This is a genomic window from Xanthomarina sp. GH4-25 (genome assembly GCF_045363175.1).
GTDB lineage: Bacteria > Bacteroidota > Bacteroidia > Flavobacteriales > Flavobacteriaceae > Xanthomarina.
In genome coordinates this window covers 242,782-259,583 of the sequence record NZ_JBJFLO010000004.1, presented here as the reverse complement: position 1 = coordinate 259,583, position 16,802 = coordinate 242,782, and the positions used below count along the sequence as shown (strand labels likewise).

10 protein-coding genes are annotated in these 16,802 nt (G+C 32.9%); 6 read left to right on the top strand and 4 right to left on the bottom strand.

The genetic code is table 11. The annotated features are described in order from the left end of the window. The first annotated feature begins 47 nt into the window (after positions 1–47). Genes ACI5KZ_RS07490 through ACI5KZ_RS07480 form a run of 3 tightly spaced genes read left to right on the top strand, consistent with a single transcriptional unit; the run spans position 48 to position 7,490 of the window. Complete coding sequence (locus ACI5KZ_RS07490) at positions 48–4,361, top strand: CusA/CzcA family heavy metal efflux RND transporter (protein WP_406847337.1); 4,314 nt, start codon at positions 48–50, stop codon at positions 4,359–4,361. A 2-nt stretch (positions 4,362–4,363) separates the two neighbouring features. Further along, positions 4,364–5,509 carry an efflux RND transporter periplasmic adaptor subunit gene (locus tag ACI5KZ_RS07485; protein ID WP_406847336.1) on the top strand — a complete coding sequence of 382 codons (1,146 nt, stop codon included), beginning with the start codon at positions 4,364–4,366 and terminating at the stop codon, positions 5,507–5,509. Positions 5,510–5,519: 10 nt separating this feature from the next. After that, positions 5,520–7,490, top strand: a complete 1,971-nt coding sequence (locus ACI5KZ_RS07480) for a heavy metal translocating P-type ATPase (RefSeq protein WP_109308353.1) — start codon at positions 5,520–5,522, stop codon at positions 7,488–7,490. 100 nt (positions 7,491–7,590) lie between these two features. On the opposite strand, the gene ACI5KZ_RS07475 is transcribed toward ACI5KZ_RS07480, so the two are convergent. Both ACI5KZ_RS07475 and ACI5KZ_RS07470 read right to left on the bottom strand, forming a co-directional pair. After that, positions 7,591–9,132: a glycine--tRNA ligase gene (locus ACI5KZ_RS07475; protein ID WP_109308352.1), complete on the bottom strand. Its 1,542-nt coding sequence runs from the start codon at positions 9,130–9,132 to the stop codon at positions 7,591–7,593. 63 nt (positions 9,133–9,195) lie between these two features. Continuing rightward, entirely contained in the window at positions 9,196–10,080 is an 885-nt protein-coding gene (locus ACI5KZ_RS07470) for a hypothetical protein (RefSeq protein ID WP_109308351.1), read from the bottom strand. A 159-nt stretch (positions 10,081–10,239) separates the two neighbouring features. Here ACI5KZ_RS07470 and ACI5KZ_RS07465 point away from each other — a divergent pair, with 159 nt between their 5' ends. Both ACI5KZ_RS07465 and ACI5KZ_RS07460 read left to right on the top strand, forming a co-directional pair. Beyond that, positions 10,240–10,917 (top strand): ComF family protein, encoded by a 678-nt coding sequence (locus tag ACI5KZ_RS07465; protein ID WP_109308350.1) that lies wholly within the window; start codon positions 10,240–10,242, stop codon positions 10,915–10,917. Between the two features lie 57 nt (positions 10,918–10,974). Further along, positions 10,975–12,582, top strand: a complete 1,608-nt coding sequence (locus ACI5KZ_RS07460; RefSeq protein WP_406847335.1) for an Ig-like domain-containing protein — start codon at positions 10,975–10,977, stop codon at positions 12,580–12,582. On the opposite strand, the gene ACI5KZ_RS07455 is transcribed toward ACI5KZ_RS07460, so the two are convergent. After that, positions 12,574–13,353: an amidohydrolase gene (locus tag ACI5KZ_RS07455; RefSeq protein WP_406847334.1), complete on the bottom strand. Its 780-nt coding sequence runs from the start codon at positions 13,351–13,353 to the stop codon at positions 12,574–12,576. The genes ACI5KZ_RS07460 and ACI5KZ_RS07455 overlap by 9 nt on opposite strands. An 8-nt stretch (positions 13,354–13,361) precedes the next feature. Further along, positions 13,362–14,504 carry a methionine aminotransferase gene (locus ACI5KZ_RS07450; protein ID WP_406847333.1) on the bottom strand — a complete coding sequence of 381 codons (1,143 nt, stop codon included), beginning with the start codon at positions 14,502–14,504 and terminating at the stop codon, positions 13,362–13,364. Positions 14,505–14,693: 189 nt separating this feature from the next. Here ACI5KZ_RS07450 and ACI5KZ_RS07445 point away from each other — a divergent pair, with 189 nt between their 5' ends. After that, the gene (locus tag ACI5KZ_RS07445; RefSeq protein ID WP_406847332.1) at positions 14,694–16,781 is read left to right on the top strand and encodes a S46 family peptidase; all 2,088 of its coding nucleotides are present in this window, start codon (positions 14,694–14,696) and stop codon (positions 16,779–16,781) included. The last annotated feature ends 21 nt before the right edge of the window (positions 16,782–16,802 follow it).

The window sequence follows — 16,802 nt, the reverse complement described above, 5'->3', positions numbered from 1 at the left end:
TTTATAAGCTATTTTCTTAATAGCTTACCACTTTTTACATACGAATTATGTTAGAAAACATCATTAAATTTAGTTTAAAGAATAAGCTTATTATTCTTTTATTCATGGCTTTTGTTGTTGGCTTTGGAATAATTTCTTTAACTCAGATTCCTATTGGGGCTGTTCCAGATATCACCAACAATCAAGTGCAAGTTATTACCACATCGAAGAATTTATCCACTCAAGATGTGGAACAATTTATTACCTATCCCGTTGAGTTGGAAATGGCTAATTTACCTGGAGTGGTCGAAATCCGTTCTGTTTCAAAGTTTGGACTATCAGTTGTAACCATTGTGTTTGAAGACGATTTAGGCACATTTCTACCCAGACAATTAATTGCAGAAAAAATTAAATCGGCTTCTGAAAAAATTCCAGAAGGCTTTGGTGCTCCAGAAATGGGACCAATTACCACGGGTTTGGGAGAAATTTATCAATACATTCTAGATGTCAAACCTGAATTTAAAGATAACTATTCCATTACCGATTTAAGAACCATTCAAGATTGGGTTGTCAAACGTCAATTGTCTGGAATACCAGGAGTGGTTGAAGTAAATACCTGGGGAGGATTTTTAAAACAATACGAAGTCGCTATCAATCCACAAAAACTAAATGCCATGCATATTTCAGTTTCAGAAATATATGATGCATTAGAAAAAAATAATAGTGTTGCAGGTGGTGGATACATTGAAAAAACCAATCAAGCGTTTTTTATTCGTGGAGAAGGCTTGGTAACATCTCTAGAAGATATTGGAAACATCGTGGTTAAAAATGATGGTGTCCCAATCTACATTAAAGATATTGCAAAAGTAGGTTTTGGTAGCGCTACCCGTTTTGGGGCTATTACTGGAAATGGTGAAGGCGAAAAAGTTCTTGGCCAAATCATGATGTTAAAAAATGGAAACTCTAGTCAAATTATTAAAGCTGTTAAAGAACGTGTAGAATCTATTCAACACACCTTACCGGAAGGTGTCTATATTAACGGTTTTTTAGAACGAACTGAGCTAATAAACAAAACCACTTTTACGGTTGCCGAAAACTTAATCTTAGGTTCCCTGATTGTTATTTTTGTAGTGGTTTTATTATTGGGAAATTGGCGTTCTGGTCTAGTTGTAGCATCAGTAATCCCGTTAAGTTTGTTATTCGCTATTTCGTTAATGAATGTCTTTGGTGTGGATGCCAATTTAATGAGTCTAGGTGCTATCGATTTTGGAATTATCATTGATGGAGCAGTCATTATTGTCGAATTTATAGCCTTTCAAATTACAGCTAAAAGTGCCAAAATCACCACACTTTCGAAACAAGATCAACAAGCAGATATTGATACTATTACATTAAAAAGTTCTTCAAGAATGATGAATTCTGCCATCTTTGGACAACTCATCATTTTAATTGTCTTTATTCCAATTTTATCCTTAAGTGGTATTGAAGGTAAAATGTTTAAACCTATGGCTATGACCTTCAGTTTTGCATTAATTGGAGCCATGATTTTCTGTCTGACTTATGTCCCTGTTATTTCTTCATTGGTTTTAAAACCAAGTGTTCAAAGTGATAAAAATATTTCTGTTCGCTTAATGAAATTCTTAAATAAAGTTTATAGTCCAATAATCAATTGGGCATTATTAAATAAAAGATTGGTTGTTTCACTTTCAATCATCTTATTAATTTCAAGTGCTTGGATTTTTAACAGCATGGGTGGCGAGTTTATTCCAACCTTAGATGAAGGTGATTTTGTCATTCAACCCGTTTTAAAAACAGGAACGTCTTTAAGTAAAACCATTGAAATTACGACAAGAATTGAACAAATATTACTCGATAATTTTCCTGAAGTGGAGCAAGTAGTGAGTAGAATTGGTGCTGCTGAAGTTCCAACAGATCCCATGTCTATGGAAGAGAGTGATGTAATTATTAAACTGAAACCAAAAAAAGAATGGGTTTCGGCTTCCAGTAAAGATGAATTGGCAGACAAATTTAAAAAAGCACTTTCGATAATTCCAGAAATGGATGTGGAATTCACCCAGCCCATAGAAATGCGATTTAATGAATTGATTACTGGAGTTCGTGCAGATGTGGCTATTAAAATTTTTGGTGAAGACTTAACCATTTTATCAAATAAAGCCAATGAGGTTAGAGAACTTATTGAAAAAGTAGAAGGGGCTTCAGATATTATAGTTGAGAAAGTGGCTGGATTACCTCAAATGAGTGTAAAATTCGACCGAAGTAAAATTGCACGTTATGGACTAAATATTTCCAGTTTAAACCAACTTATTTCCATGGGATTTGCTGGTGGAACCGTTGGCTCTGTTTTTGAGGGAGAAAAACGTTTCGATTTAGTGATTCGTTTGGAAGAAAACCAAAGAAAAAACATTGAAAGTCTTCAAAATTTGTATGTCGATACGCCAAATGGCTCTAAAATTCCTTTAAGTGAATTGGCTAAAATTACCTATACAACTGGTCCTGCAAAAATTTCTAGAGACGACACTAAACGTCGTATTGTAGTAGGTATCAATGTAAGAAATAGAGATTTACAATCTGTTGTGGACGACATTCAAAACATACTTGACAAAGATTTAAAACTCCCAACAGGTTATAGCATCACTTATGGTGGACAATTCGAAAATTTACAAAGTGCTAAAGCACGTTTAATGGTTGCCGTTCCAATAGCTTTAGTACTCATATTTATACTTCTCTATTTTGCTTTCAATTCTGTAAAGGATGCGTTACTAATTTATTCTGCCATTCCACTTTCGGCTGTTGGAGGCATCCTCTTATTATGGATTAGAGACTTACCTTTTAGCATTTCAGCTGGCGTCGGATTTATTGCCTTATTTGGAATTGCTGTTTTAAACGGCATCGTACTTATTGAACATTTTAAAGAGTTGAAAGAACAAGGCGTCAAGAATATTGAAGAACGAATAAAACGTGGTACAGCTGAACGTTTGCGTCCAGTGTTGTTAACAGCTACTGCTGCTGCACTTGGATTTTTACCCATGGCAATTTCTACTAATGCAGGAGCCGAAGTCCAACGTCCTTTAGCGACTGTTGTTATTGGTGGTTTGGTAAGTGCAACTATTTTAACCCTTGTGGTGCTTCCCGTATTGTACGCTTGGGCCGAACAAAAAAAAGATCTTAAAATGAATAAAAAGGTTTTAACAGCTATTGTGATTTTGCTTTTTTCATTACAAATAAAAGCACAGCAACTTCCATTAACTATTGAAGAAACTGTCAATTTAGCTATAGAAAATAATTCAGGATTAAAAGCGTCGTCTTTAAAAATGAATGAAGCAGATGCTTTAGTTGAAAGTGCATTCAATTTTGATAAAACATCCATTTATTATAATTACGATGAAAGCAATCTAGCAGGAAACAATGAGCCATTAAATATTTTTGGCATCTCTCAAGACTTTAAATTTCCAACGGTTTATTTCGCTGATAAAAAAGTAAATCAAGCACAATATCAAGTTCAGAAATCCAATCATAATATTAGATTTCAAGCTTTAAAACGCGATGTAACTTCAAAATATTATCAGTTAAGTTATGCGAATAGTAAAGCACATGCTTATCAGTTTTTAGATAGTTTGTATCAAAATTTTGCTATCTCTGCAAAACGTCGTTTTGAGTTGGGTGAAACCAATTATCTAGAAATGATTACAGCGCAATCCAAACAAAAACAGCTGGAAACGCTTTACAAACAAGCTTTGCAGGAGGTTATTTTAGCAACTGAGCAATTAAAAATGGTGGTTCAAGTGGATAGTTTAGTAATTATAAACAAACCCCTTAACAAGCTAGTGCTTGAAAACATGTCTATTGATGATAACATTGGCTTGGAGGCATTTGAATATTCTAAAGATTACTATAAAGCGTTAAATAAAAAGGAAAAACAGAGTCTTTTGCCAGATTTAAATTTCGAATACTTTCAAGGCACAAACAGTGGCATCGACAGAAACTTTGTTGGCTATACGTTTGGTGTGAAAATTCCTTTATTTTTTAGTGGGAATGCTTCAAGAATTAAAGCCTCGAAAATTGCACAAAACATTGCAGAAGAACAGCAACAGGATTATCAGATGAAATTAGATACCGAATATCAATCCTTATTGGCCAAACTTCAGCAACACGAAGAAGCTATCAATTATTATGAAACGCAAGGCAAAAAACTTTCAGAAGAAATAATAAAAACAGCTGAACGCACTTTTAAAGAAGGTGAAATAGATTTCTTTCAGTACATACAAAGTATTGAAACTTCTAAAGACATCGAACTCACATATCTCGATAATTTAAACACATACAATCAAACCATAATTGCCATCAATTATTTAATTTTATAAAAATGAAAAACCTATATATATTATTATTTTCATTGGTATTAGTAGCCTGTGGAAATTCAGAAAAAAATACAGAAACAGCTGAAGAAATTCATGTAGATTCAAACGAAATAGACATCACCAAACAACAATTTAAAGGCGAAAACATGGCTTTTGGCTTGCTTAAAGAACAAGATTTTCCTGAAACTGTAAAAGCCAATGGCATGATAGATGTTCCTCCTCATAATAAATCGAGTGTGACTTCTTTTATTGGGGGCTATGTTACAAAAACACCCTTATTAATTGGCGATAGAGTGAAAAAAGGACAAATGTTAGTGACACTTGAAAATCCAGAATTTGTAGAAATTCAACAAAATTATTTAGAGATTTCTGAACAATTAAACTACCTGAAATCTGAGTTTACCAGACAGAAAACTTTGTATGATGAAAACATTACTTCACAAAAAAACTTCCTAAAAGCCGAAAGTACTTATAAAAGCAATTTGGCACAGTACAATGGCATGCGTAAAAAGCTACAAATGATGAACATCAATCCAACTTCAGTAGAACAAGGAAATATTACATCAACTATCAATTTATATGCGCCTATTGCTGGCTCGGTAACCAAGGTAAACGTAAGCAATGGCACTTACGTATCACCTTCAGATATTGTTATGGAAATTGTGGATACAGATCATATTCATTTAGAACTCTCAGTGTTTGAAAAGGACATTTTAAAGATTAAAAAAGACCAGGACATCATTTTTACAATTCCTGAAGCTTCAGATAGTGTTTATAAAGCTGAAGTGCATCTGGTTGGCACAACCATAGATGAATCAAACCGACGTGTAAAAATTCACGGTCATATAGAGAATGAACAAACCCAATTTATTGTAGGAATGTTTACTGAAGCCAATATTATAATAAAAAACGAAAAACGCATGGCATTACCTAAAGAAGCCATTATTAATGTGGAAAATGATTTTTATGTATTAGTTTTAAAAAATGAAACTGAAACTGAATTTCATCTTGAAAAAGTAAAAATTAACAAAGGAATTGAAACCGAAACGTTTGTTGAAGTATTAAATTTAGATACTTTAAAAAACAAGCAAATCTTAACAAAGGGCACCTATATGTTGTTAAATGAAGGTGGTGGTGGACACGGCCATTAATTAGAATTATATGAATAAAGAAGAAGACACACATAACCACCAACATGGTGGTATTTTTGGTAAGAAAACAGATTTATATTTTTCTGTGTTTTGTGGTGTCATTTTACTACTTGGATTTATTTTGGAAAAAACAACCTCAAGTCCTTCATGGGCTTATTTAGGAAGCTACATTATTGCCTACTTTTTTGGTGGTTATTTTATTTCTATTGAAGCAGTAAAGAAAATACCTAAAGGACACTTCGATATCGATTTTTTAATGATTGCTGCAGCTATTGGCGCTGCATATATTGGGAGTTGGGCTGAAGGTGCTTTGCTTTTATTCTTATTTAGTTTAGGTCATGCTCTGGAAAGTTACGCTATGAATAAAGCGACTAAATCCATTGAAGCTTTAAGCGATTTATCACCAAATACAGCAATAGTAAAAAAAGATGGACAGCTTATAGAAACACCTATCGAACAATTAAAAATCAACGATGTAATTGTTGTACAACCTCATACAAAAATTGCAGCCGATGGTGTTATTATTGTAGGAAACAGTAGCATCAATCAAGCTCCAATTACTGGAGAAAGCATGCCTGTAGATAAAATGGCTATTCCTAATATTGATAATTTACCAGACTTTAGAGAGATAGATAAAACCCATATTGTATATACAGGAACTATTAATGGCGATGGGCATATAGAAGTTTTGGTATTAAAACTTAGTAAAGATTCTACAGTAGCTCGTTTGATTAAAATGGTAAGCGAAGTTGAAACACAAAAATCGCCAACCCAACGCCTTACAAAAAAGTTTGAAAAAGTGTATGTACCAATAGTTATATTATTAGTTGGTATTTTGTGTTTTGCATATCTTATCATAGACGAAACCTTTCAAGAGAGTTTATATCGAGCTATAACTGTTTTAGTAGCAGCTAGCCCTTGTGCCCTAGCAATTTCTACACCAAGTGCTGTTTTAAGTGGAATTGCTAGAGCAGCCCAAAAAGGTGTTTTAATTAAAGGTGGAAAGGCACTAGAAGATTTAGGGTCGATTACAACCATTGCTTTCGATAAAACGGGAACACTAACAGAGGGAAAACCCAAATTAACAAACGTTATTCCTTTTAACGAATTCAATGAAACTGCCTTTGTGCAAATGATATTAGAAGTTGAAAGTTTAAGCAACCATCCATTAGCAAAAGCCATTTCTAAAGATCTCAAAGAAAAATATAACCTTGATTACCTAGGAAAAGCTTCAGAAATAAACGCCATTCAAGGAAAAGGCATTCAAGCGATTTATAAAAACGAAAACGTCTTTATTGGGAATACCAAACTTATGTTGGATGAAGGCATTCTGGTTAATGATTCCATACAGTCAAAAATGAATGGATTATTACAACAAGGACATACAGTCATGCTTGTGGCTTTTAAAAATGATATTGTAGGTTTAATAAGTGTAATGGACGTTCCTAGAGAAACTGCAATTAGCACTTTGAAACGCTTAAAAGAGATTGGTATCAAACGTATGATTATGCTCACAGGAGATCATCAGAATGTGGGAGATACCATAGCAAAACAAATAGGGTTGACTGAAGCCAAAGGAAATTTGTTACCAGAAGATAAGGTTGAGTCTATAAAAAAACTGTTGCAAGAAGATAAAAGAATTGCCATGGTTGGAGATGGTGTTAACGATGCTCCTGCTATGGCTTTAAGCACTGTAAGTGTTGCTATGGGAGCAGCAGGTAGTGATGTAGCTTTAGAAACTGCTGATGTTGCCTTGATGTCTGATAAAATTGAAAGACTTCCCTTTGTTATAGGGTTAAGCAGACAATCTAAGCGCATTATCAAACAAAATATTTTTATTAGTTTGGGAGTAGTCTTCTTATTGGTACCTATTACTATTTTAGGACTAACAAATATTGGATGGGCAGTTGTCTTCCACGAAGGCTCTACTATAATTGTGGTTATAAATGCCTTGCGCTTGCTGCGTTTTAAGATGGATTGAATTCAAAAAAACTCCCAAACTGAATAGCTTGGGAGTTTTTATTTTTAGATTTCTCACGTTACACTTAAACAGACTCAGTATAACATTCGTTTTGCCTTTTTTATTTCATTTTTTGAAGCCAATGTTTTACATCTACCTCAGCTTTAATAATATTTTTTAAATCTGTTATCTTCACACGTTTTTGCTCCATCGTGTCTCTATGACGAATGGTAACGGTATTGTCCTCCAAAGTGTCATGATCTACAGTAATACAAAAAGGTGTTCCATTAGCATCTTGACGTCTGTAGCGTCTTCCAACAGCATCTTTTTCATCGTAATCCACATTAAAATCCCATTTCAAGTCTTCTACAATCTGTTTTGCAATATCTGGCAAACCATCTTTTTTAACCAGTGGCAGAATAGCTGCTTTTACAGGAGCTAAAACAGCAGGTAATTTTAAAACGGTTCTAGTTGTATTGTTATCTAATTCTTCTTCAACCAAAGCATTTGAAAATACTGCTAAGAACATTCTATCTAAACCAATAGATGTTTCAAGCACATAAGGCGTATAACTGGCATTGTCTTCGTGATCGAAATATTGTAATTTTTTACCAGAAAATGCTTCGTGCTGTTTTAAATCGAAATCGGTTCTAGAATGAATGCCTTCTAATTCTTTAAATCCAAACGGAAATTTAAACTCGATATCTGTTGCAGCGTCTGCATAATGAGCTAATTTTTCGTGGTCATGAAAACGGTAATTGTCTTCACCTAGACCTAGAGAATTATGCCATTTCATTCTGGTTTCTTTCCAATATTCAAACCATTCTTTTTGTGTGCCTGGTTTGATAAAGAATTGCATTTCCATCTGTTCAAATTCACGCATTCTAAAAATAAACTGTCTTGCTACAATTTCGTTTCTAAAAGCTTTTCCTGTTTGCGCGATTCCAAAAGGAATTTTCATACGTCCTGTTTTTTGAACGTTTAAAAAATTCACAAAAATTCCTTGAGCAGTTTCGGGACGTAAATATAAATCCATAGCATGTTCTGCACTAGCACCAAGTTTGGTTCCAAACATCAAGTTAAACTGCTTGACGTCTGTCCAGTTTCTTGATCCTGTTAATGGATCTGCTATTTCTAACTCTTCAATAAGTGCTTTGACATCTAATAAATCTTCAGCTTCTAAAGATTTTCCCATTCTGGAAAGAATCTCATTTATTTTTTCTTGATAACCTACAACACGTGGGTTTGTAGAGATAAATTCAGCTTTATTAAAAGCATCGCCAAAACGCTTTTCGGCTTTTTTAACTTCTTTATCTATTTTAGCTTCAATTTTAGCACAATAGTCTTCAATTAAAACATCTGCTCTATAACGTTTTTTAGAATCTTTATTATCAATCAGAGGATCATTAAAAGCATCTACATGTCCAGAAGCTTTCCAAATAGTTGGATGCATGAAGATTGCAGAATCTATTCCAACAATATTATCATTCATTTGCACCATGGCTTTCCACCAGTAGTCGCGAATGTTCTTCTTTAATTCTGCTCCATTTTGTGCGTAATCGTATACTGCACTAAGTCCATCGTAGATTTCACTACTTTGAAATACGTAACCATACTCCTTAGCGTGAGAGATTACTTTTTTAAATTGATCGTCGTTTGCCATAGTGCAAAAATAAAAAACCGTTCCAACTAATGGAACGGTTTTTACAAAAATATAATTGGTTAGTTAATTAAGTTCTAATTCTGTGTTTCCTATTCGCAAATTGTCTTGAAAAACAATGACATTATAGGTCCCTTCTTTCATAGATTTTTTAGATGGAACGTTAATTTTGGTACAAACATCTATATTACTATAATTATTATTTACAACAGTCATTCCGCTATAACTTAAAGATGTATCATTAAAGTTAACATGGCCTCTTTCTGCAACTAACTGATTATCAGGACCAACGATCTGTACATAAATATTTTTATTTCCAACAGGTGTAAATTGGTTACTTAAAAGTGTTAGACAAACTTCAATATTATCTAATCTATCAATACGGCTCGTTTTGATATCTGCACGAGTATTTAAATTATTCAATGCTATGGCACTTACATTAATAGCCGAAAGTGAGACCATTTTATTAATGGTTAAAGAAAGGTTTTTGTTTTCTTCTTCTAAAGTAAGTAATTGATTGTTCTGTGAATTTAACTTTTCTGAGACAGATGATAACTCATCCTGTAAAGACGTGTTTTTTTCTTGAACTAATGTTACACGAGCAAGTAATCTAGATTGCTCCCTTTTTAGAGCTATCACTTGATTTTTGTACTTAGTAATTAAAGTTACATCTAGCTTGGAGGTTAATAAAGACTCTAAAGCAGCTTCTAATTCTGCTTTTGTGTTCTCTAATTCCAATTCAACGGCATTGTTGTCTATCTTTATTTCATCATAACTCTTAATCATTTCATTCAATTCATTTTGAACAAGTAAGGTTTCCTGTTCAACAAATTCTTGATGACTTCTAAGAGATTTATAATTTGATAAGCTATAAGACCCTAGTACAACAATTGCTATTACCAATGTACCAATAATTAATCTGTAGTTAAATAATTGAGGGTTAACTATCATCTTAATTTTATTTTACCACACGAAGCTATAAATAAAGATGTTGTTATTTTATTTTAATCGATAAAGTGATAAAAAAATTGTTAAAGTTCTAAATTGTTTGTTTAATTTACTATTAATGAATGAAATGTTATTAATATCTTTAAGTAAATTCTAAAAATAATGCTTCAATCGGTTTTTGATTTATTTTTTCCAAAAGTCTGTTTTGCTTGTCAATTACAATTAGGAGATAACGAAGCCTATGTATGTACAAGTTGTAGACATAAACTGCCTGTAACAAATTATCATTTAGATGGAGATTTAAGCGTTTCAAAAATATTTTATGGTCGAGAAAAAATTGAACAAGCAACAGCCTTATTACGCTTTGAAAAAAAAGGAATCACTCAGCAATTAATTCATAATCTTAAATATAAAGGTCATGAAGATGTTGGCGTATTTTTAGGCAAATGGCTTGGAGCCGAATTAAAAACTGTAAACACCTATAAAACCATTCATGCTATTATTCCTGTACCTCTACATAAAAATAAATTAAAAAAAAGAGGATTTAATCAGGTTGCAAGATTTGCTGAAGAAATTGCCAAACAATTAGAAGTTGAATATTTAGACAATGTACTTATTAAAGTCTCTAACACAACATCTCAAGTAAGCAAAAGTCGTTTTAGTAGATGGACTAACAACGAAGAATTTTTCACCATACAAAACAAAGAGAAGATAAATGATAAACACATTTTATTAGTTGATGATATAATAACAACAGGTGCAACTATGGAGGCTTGTATTGCTGTTTTACATAAAGCAAAAAATGTTAAAGTTAGTGTGGCATCTATGGCAATAGCATAATGTTAGTTTCGTTAATGAGAATTTAATTGTTTCTTTGTACAACTTTAAAAATGAAAAATGAGTAACGCTTTTTACAAAACCATATATCTTTTTATTATTTGTTTGTTTTTATTTAATTGCGCAAATAAGGGTAGACCAAGTGGTGGTGAAAAAGACATAGCTCCACCAGTGATTATTAAATCGGAACCTGAAAATTTTTCAACCAATTTTTCTGGTAAAGAAATAAAAATAACTTTCGATGAATATATTAAAGTAAACAACTTACAAAAACAGTTAATTATTTCGCCTCCAATGGATCCTGCTCCAGAAATTACACCTCTTGGTAGTGCCAGTAAATCTATAACTATAAAAATAACCGATACATTAGATGCCAATACAACCTATGCTTTTAACTTTGGGAATAGTATTGTAGATAATAACGAAGGTAATCCATACCCTTTCTATAGATTTGTTTTCTCAACAGGAGATTATATAGATTCACTATCTGTAAAAGGACATATTATTGATGCAACTTCTCTTAAACCAGACGAATATGTGTCTGTTATGTTATATGAAATGGATTCCACGTATACAGATTCTATAATTTATAAGAAAAAACCTAAATATCTAACAAATACATTAGATAGTACAACCACCTTTTCAATAGATAATATTAAAGCTGGCAAGTACAAACTCATTGCATTAAAAGACGAAAATCAAGACAGCAAATACCAACAAAGAAGTGATAAAATAGGTTTTTTAGAAAAACATATTACAGTTCCAACAGACTCTCTATATACCATAAAACTATTTAAAGAAGAAGCTGACTCTAAAATTATAAATCCTAGGCTCATCTCTGGTGAAAAAATAGCTTTTGGTTATGAAGGCGATTATGAAAACATGAAGATTCAAATAACTTCTAAAGTACCAAAAAACTTTTCGTACAGAATAACCAAAGATGCTAAATCTGACTCTCTTTATTACTGGTATAAACCAAGGTTAAAAAATACAGATTCTTTATTATTTAAAGTAACTAACAACAACTATTCAGAAGATTTTAAAGTTAATATAAGCGAACAAGCTAGAGACACTTTAATTGTAAAAGGAACCCCTTCAGGAAGCATCAATTTTGAAGAAGATTTTACACTTTCTGGAAACATTCCTTTTAAAAGGAGAAGAAACAATAAAATTAAAATCATTGATAAAGACTCTATAAATATAGATTTTAAATCAGCATATGACTCATTATCAAATAACTATATTTTAAAATTTGAAAAAACTGAAAGTAATAGATATTACATTCAAGTATTACCAAAAGCCATTACCGATTTTTTCAACAATAAAAACGACACCTTAAATTACAGTTTAAGCACGAAGTCTTTTGCAGATTATGGTAATATTAGAGTGAATTTAAACAATGTCACGTATCCCGTTATTGTTCAATTAACCGACGAAAAAGGCGAGGTAAAAGTGGAGCAGTACAGTAGCAAACCAGAGCCCATAGATTTTAAACATGTAACTCCAAGTAAATATTATCTACGAGTTGTCCATGACACCAATAAGAATGAAAAATTTGATACAGGAAATTTTCTAAAAAATCTGCAACCAGAGAAAATTAGTTACTATCCAGAAATGGTAGAAGTAAGAGCCAATTGGGATCCTATTATCGATTTTACCTTACTCTAATGTAAAAACATCTTTATCATTTAAAAAGTTGAGTTTTTCCCTATAGGTTTTTATATGCGATTTACTTAATGTAATTATTTCAATAGCTTCTTGATTCTCTTGAATAGTATCTAATTGGTGGCCAAGTACGTCATAAACTGCTGTATGCCCAGAATATTCATGGCCATTTCCATCTACTCCTACCCTGTTCACTCCAACACAATAACTCATGTTTTCTATGGCTCTTGCTTTTAAAAGTGCAACCCATGCTGCAACTCTAACTTTTGGCCAATTGGCAACATAAATCAAAACATCGTAATCCTCCACATTTCTGGCCCAAACAGGAAAGCGCAGATCATAACAAATTAGAGGGCAAATTTTCCAACCTTTATAAGTAACTAAAAGTTTGCTTTGTCCAGCTGTGTAAACTTTGTCTTCGCCTGCTAGTGTAAATGTATGCTTCTTATCGTAAGTCTCAATAATGCCATTTGGATGTACAAACAACAATCTGTTATAAAAACACCCGTTTTCTGAAATTACCGTACTTCCAACAATAGCTGTTTGCTTCTTTAGAGCAATTTCTTGCATCCAAACTACAGTTTCGCCATACATGGTTTCTGCTACCTTTTCTGGGTTCATAGTAAACCCAGACGTAAACATTTCAGGTAAGACAATAAGATCTACAGCGTCAGAAATATCTTCAAATTTTTTTGTAAAATGAACTCTGTTTTGTTCTGGGTTTTCCCAAAACAAATCAGATTGAAGTAGTGCTATTTTTAATTCGTTTTGCATTTTAAATATTAAATTTTGTTTAAGATTTCTGCAGCCTTATCTAAAGTCTCATCAGTCTTTGCGAAACAAAAACGTAGCACCTTATTATCTAAATGGTTTTCGTTAAAAACAGAAAGTGGAATGGACGCTAAACCATTTTCAATAGTTAATCGCTTGGCATAATCCACATCATATTCATTCGTAATTTCAGAATAATCCAATACTTGAAAATACGTGCCTTGAGAAGGTTTAAATTGAAATCTAGAATCTTTTATCAAGCTTAAAAACAGATCGCGTTTCTCCTGAAAAAATTCAGATAATCCTAAATAGGTATTTGGTTCTTGCATATAATCTGCCAAGCCTTTCTGTACAGAATGGTTCACGCTAAACACATTAAACTGATGTATTTTCCTGAACTCTTCCATCAAGTCTTTGGGCCCACAACAATAACCTGTTTTCCAACCCGTATTATGAAATGTTTTTCCAAAAGAAGCAGTAATAAAACTTCGTGATTTTAAATCTGTAAACAAACAAGCGCTTTGGTGTTTTTTACCATCAAAAACAATATGCTCGTAAACCTCATCGCTCAACACAATTATATTGCTGTTTTTGGTAAACTCTTGAAGTTTTAACATATCTGCCTCACTAAAAATAGTGCCACTTGGATTATGTGGTGTGTTAATGATAATCATTTTGGTATTAGACGACATTTTTTGCTTTACTTCATTCCAATCGACCTGATAATGTGGTGCTTCTAATTGAATAGAAACTGGTTTTCCTCCATTTATAAGAATAGAAGGTTCGTAGCAATCATATGCTGGTTTTAAAATAATTACTTCGTCATCTGTCCTAACAAAAGCTGTAATCACATCGTAAATCGCTTGGGTGGCTCCAGCTGTAATGGTGATTTCAGATTCTGGATGATAAGAACTTCCGTAGAGCAAATCGAATTTTTTAGCAATAGCTTCACGCAATTCCATATTTCCAGGCATCAATGCATATTGATTATAACCAGAATTCATCGCATTGGAAACCAAATCAATCAGTTTCTGGTCGCTTTTAAAATTTGGAAAGCCTTGCGATAAATTAATCGCTTCGTGTTTATTTGCCAAACCACCCATGACCGTAAAAATGGTGGTTTCGATATTTGGGAGTTTAGAGAGATGTTTCATCTATTTTAAATTTTTACCAAAACTTATTATTCAGCTAGATATTATGTTGATAGTAATGAACATTTTTGTCAAACACCCATTATGGGTCTTCATAGCCTAAAGATACAAGTTAGACCGATAAATTTAGATCATTTTAACATCTTTTATAGCTTGGTTCTTTATCTTTGAAACTTACTAAATTAACTGATTATGAAATTCTTTAAAATTCTATTACTTTTTATCACGCTTCAAGTGTCAGCACAACAAGGTGGCATGTGGATTCCTTCATTATTAGAAGGCATGAACGAGCAGGAAATGACAGATCTTGGTAGCAAATTGACTGCTCAAGATATTTACGATGTAAACAACTCCAGTTTAAAAGATGCTATTGGGCATTTTAATGGTGGGTGTACCAGTGAGGTGATTTCTCCAAAAGGATTGATACTAACCAATCATCATTGTGGTTTTAGCCAGATTCAATCGCATTCATCTTTAGAAAACGATTATTTAAAAGATGGTTTTTGGGCTATGAAATTAGAAGAAGAGCTACCTAATCCTGGATTATTTATAGAATTTATTGTTAGAATTGAAGACGTAACAGCCCAAGTTTTAAATGGTGTTACAGAAGACATGACTGAAAAGGAAAAGCAATCTACAATTTCTAAAAACTCTAATGCTTTTGAAGCTCAAGTAGAAAAAGAAGCTTGGCAAGACACTAAAATCAAATCGTTTTACAAAGGCAATCAATACTTTTTATTTGTAACTGAACGCTTTAACGACATTCGTTTGGTTGGTGCTCCACCATCAAGTATCGGGAAATTTGGTAGCGATACAGATAACTGGGTATTCCCTAGACATACCGGCGATTTTTCGATGTTTAGAATTTATGCAGATAAAGACAATCGTCCAGCAGAATACAGCACAGAGAACGTGCCTTATAAACCAAAACACTTTTTACCAATTTCTTTAGATGGCGTTGAAGAAGGCGATTTTACCATGGTTTTTGGTTTCCCTGGAACAACAGACGAATATTTACCAGCTGTAGCCATAGAGCATATCACTAAAGAATATAACCCAAGTAATATTGCAATTCGCGAAGCAGCTTTAAAGGTTATCGATGCCAATATGAAAACGAGTGATGAAGTGAGAATTAAATATGCTTCAAAACAAGCAAGAATTGCAAATGCTTGGAAAAAATGGCAAGGTGAAAATTTAGGAATTGAAAAAAGTAACGCCATTGAAAAAAGACATGAATTTGAAGCAACATTCCAAAAAGCAATAAAAGAAAAAGGACTGGAAGACAAATACGGAAATATCCTTCCTGAGTTTGATGTGCTTTATGAAAATTTTGGAGACGTAAACATTAAGCGAAGAAGTTTTATTGAGGTCTTTCTGGTGACCAATGAATTAATGGAAATGACTTTTAGAACCTATCAATTTGAACAAGCGATAATTAATAATCCCGATGTGTTTGAAAAAGCCAAAGCTTCCATAGAAGGAACCTTAACTGGAGTTCATAAAGACTATGATGTGAATGTAGACAGAGGCGTTTTTGAAAATGTGATGCCTTTCTACACTAAAAATGTGGATGTGTCCATCTATGATAAGACAGCTTTTAAACATATCGATTCAGCTTTAAAATTATTTGAAGGTTCTCAAGAAGAGGTTATAAAAAACCTCAATAACGATGCAGCATATGCGTATGCAAAACCAATGATTGAAGATTTCTATAATAACATCAATCCAGAGTTTCAAGCTAAAAACGAACCTATAACGGCTTTGCAAACTGTTTATATGACAGCATTAATGGAAGCCTTACCAAATGCAAGATACTTCCCAGATGCTAATAGCACTTTACGTGTTACTTATGGACAAGTTAGAGGGTATTCTCCAAGAGATGCCGTTTATTATTCCCCTGTTAGTTATTTAGATGGTGTGATTGAAAAATATGTGCCTGGAGATTATGAATTTGATGTGCCTCAAAAATTAATCGATTTATACGAAGCTAAAGATTATGGACAATATGCTGATGCCAACGGGAAAGTGCCAGTTTGTTTTTTAGGAACTAACCATACAACTGGAGGGAACTCTGGAAGTCCAGCCATTGATGCTCATGGAAATTTAGTAGGTTTAAATTTTGACCGTGTTTGGGAAGGCACCATGAGTGACATGTATTACGATCCAGAAATTTGTAGAAATATTATGGTCGATTTACGTTATGTATTGTTTATTGTAGATAAATATGCAGGTGCTAAACACCTTATTGACGAAATGAAATTAGTACATCCAAAAAAATAATATATAGCTAAAATAGTTTAA

Bases quoted from the DNA above. Each gene is read 5' to 3' on its own strand.
- ACI5KZ_RS07490 (WP_406847337.1), top strand. From the start codon at position 48: ATGTTAGAAAACATCATTAAATTTAGTTTAAAGAATAAGCTTATTATT.
- ACI5KZ_RS07485 (WP_406847336.1), top strand. From the start codon at position 4,364: ATGAAAAACCTATATATATTATTATTTTCATTGGTATTAGTAGCCTGT.
- ACI5KZ_RS07480 (WP_109308353.1), top strand. From the start codon at position 5,520: ATGAATAAAGAAGAAGACACACATAACCACCAACATGGTGGTATTTTT.
- ACI5KZ_RS07475 (WP_109308352.1), bottom strand. From the start codon at position 9,132: ATGGCAAACGACGATCAATTTAAAAAAGTAATCTCTCACGCTAAGGAG.
- ACI5KZ_RS07470 (WP_109308351.1), bottom strand. From the start codon at position 10,080: ATGATAGTTAACCCTCAATTATTTAACTACAGATTAATTATTGGTACA.
- ACI5KZ_RS07465 (WP_109308350.1), top strand. From the start codon at position 10,240: ATGCTTCAATCGGTTTTTGATTTATTTTTTCCAAAAGTCTGTTTTGCT.
- ACI5KZ_RS07460 (WP_406847335.1), top strand. From the start codon at position 10,975: ATGAGTAACGCTTTTTACAAAACCATATATCTTTTTATTATTTGTTTG.
- ACI5KZ_RS07455 (WP_406847334.1), bottom strand. From the start codon at position 13,353: ATGCAAAACGAATTAAAAATAGCACTACTTCAATCTGATTTGTTTTGG.
- ACI5KZ_RS07450 (WP_406847333.1), bottom strand. From the start codon at position 14,504: ATGAAACATCTCTCTAAACTCCCAAATATCGAAACCACCATTTTTACG.
- ACI5KZ_RS07445 (WP_406847332.1), top strand. From the start codon at position 14,694: ATGAAATTCTTTAAAATTCTATTACTTTTTATCACGCTTCAAGTGTCA.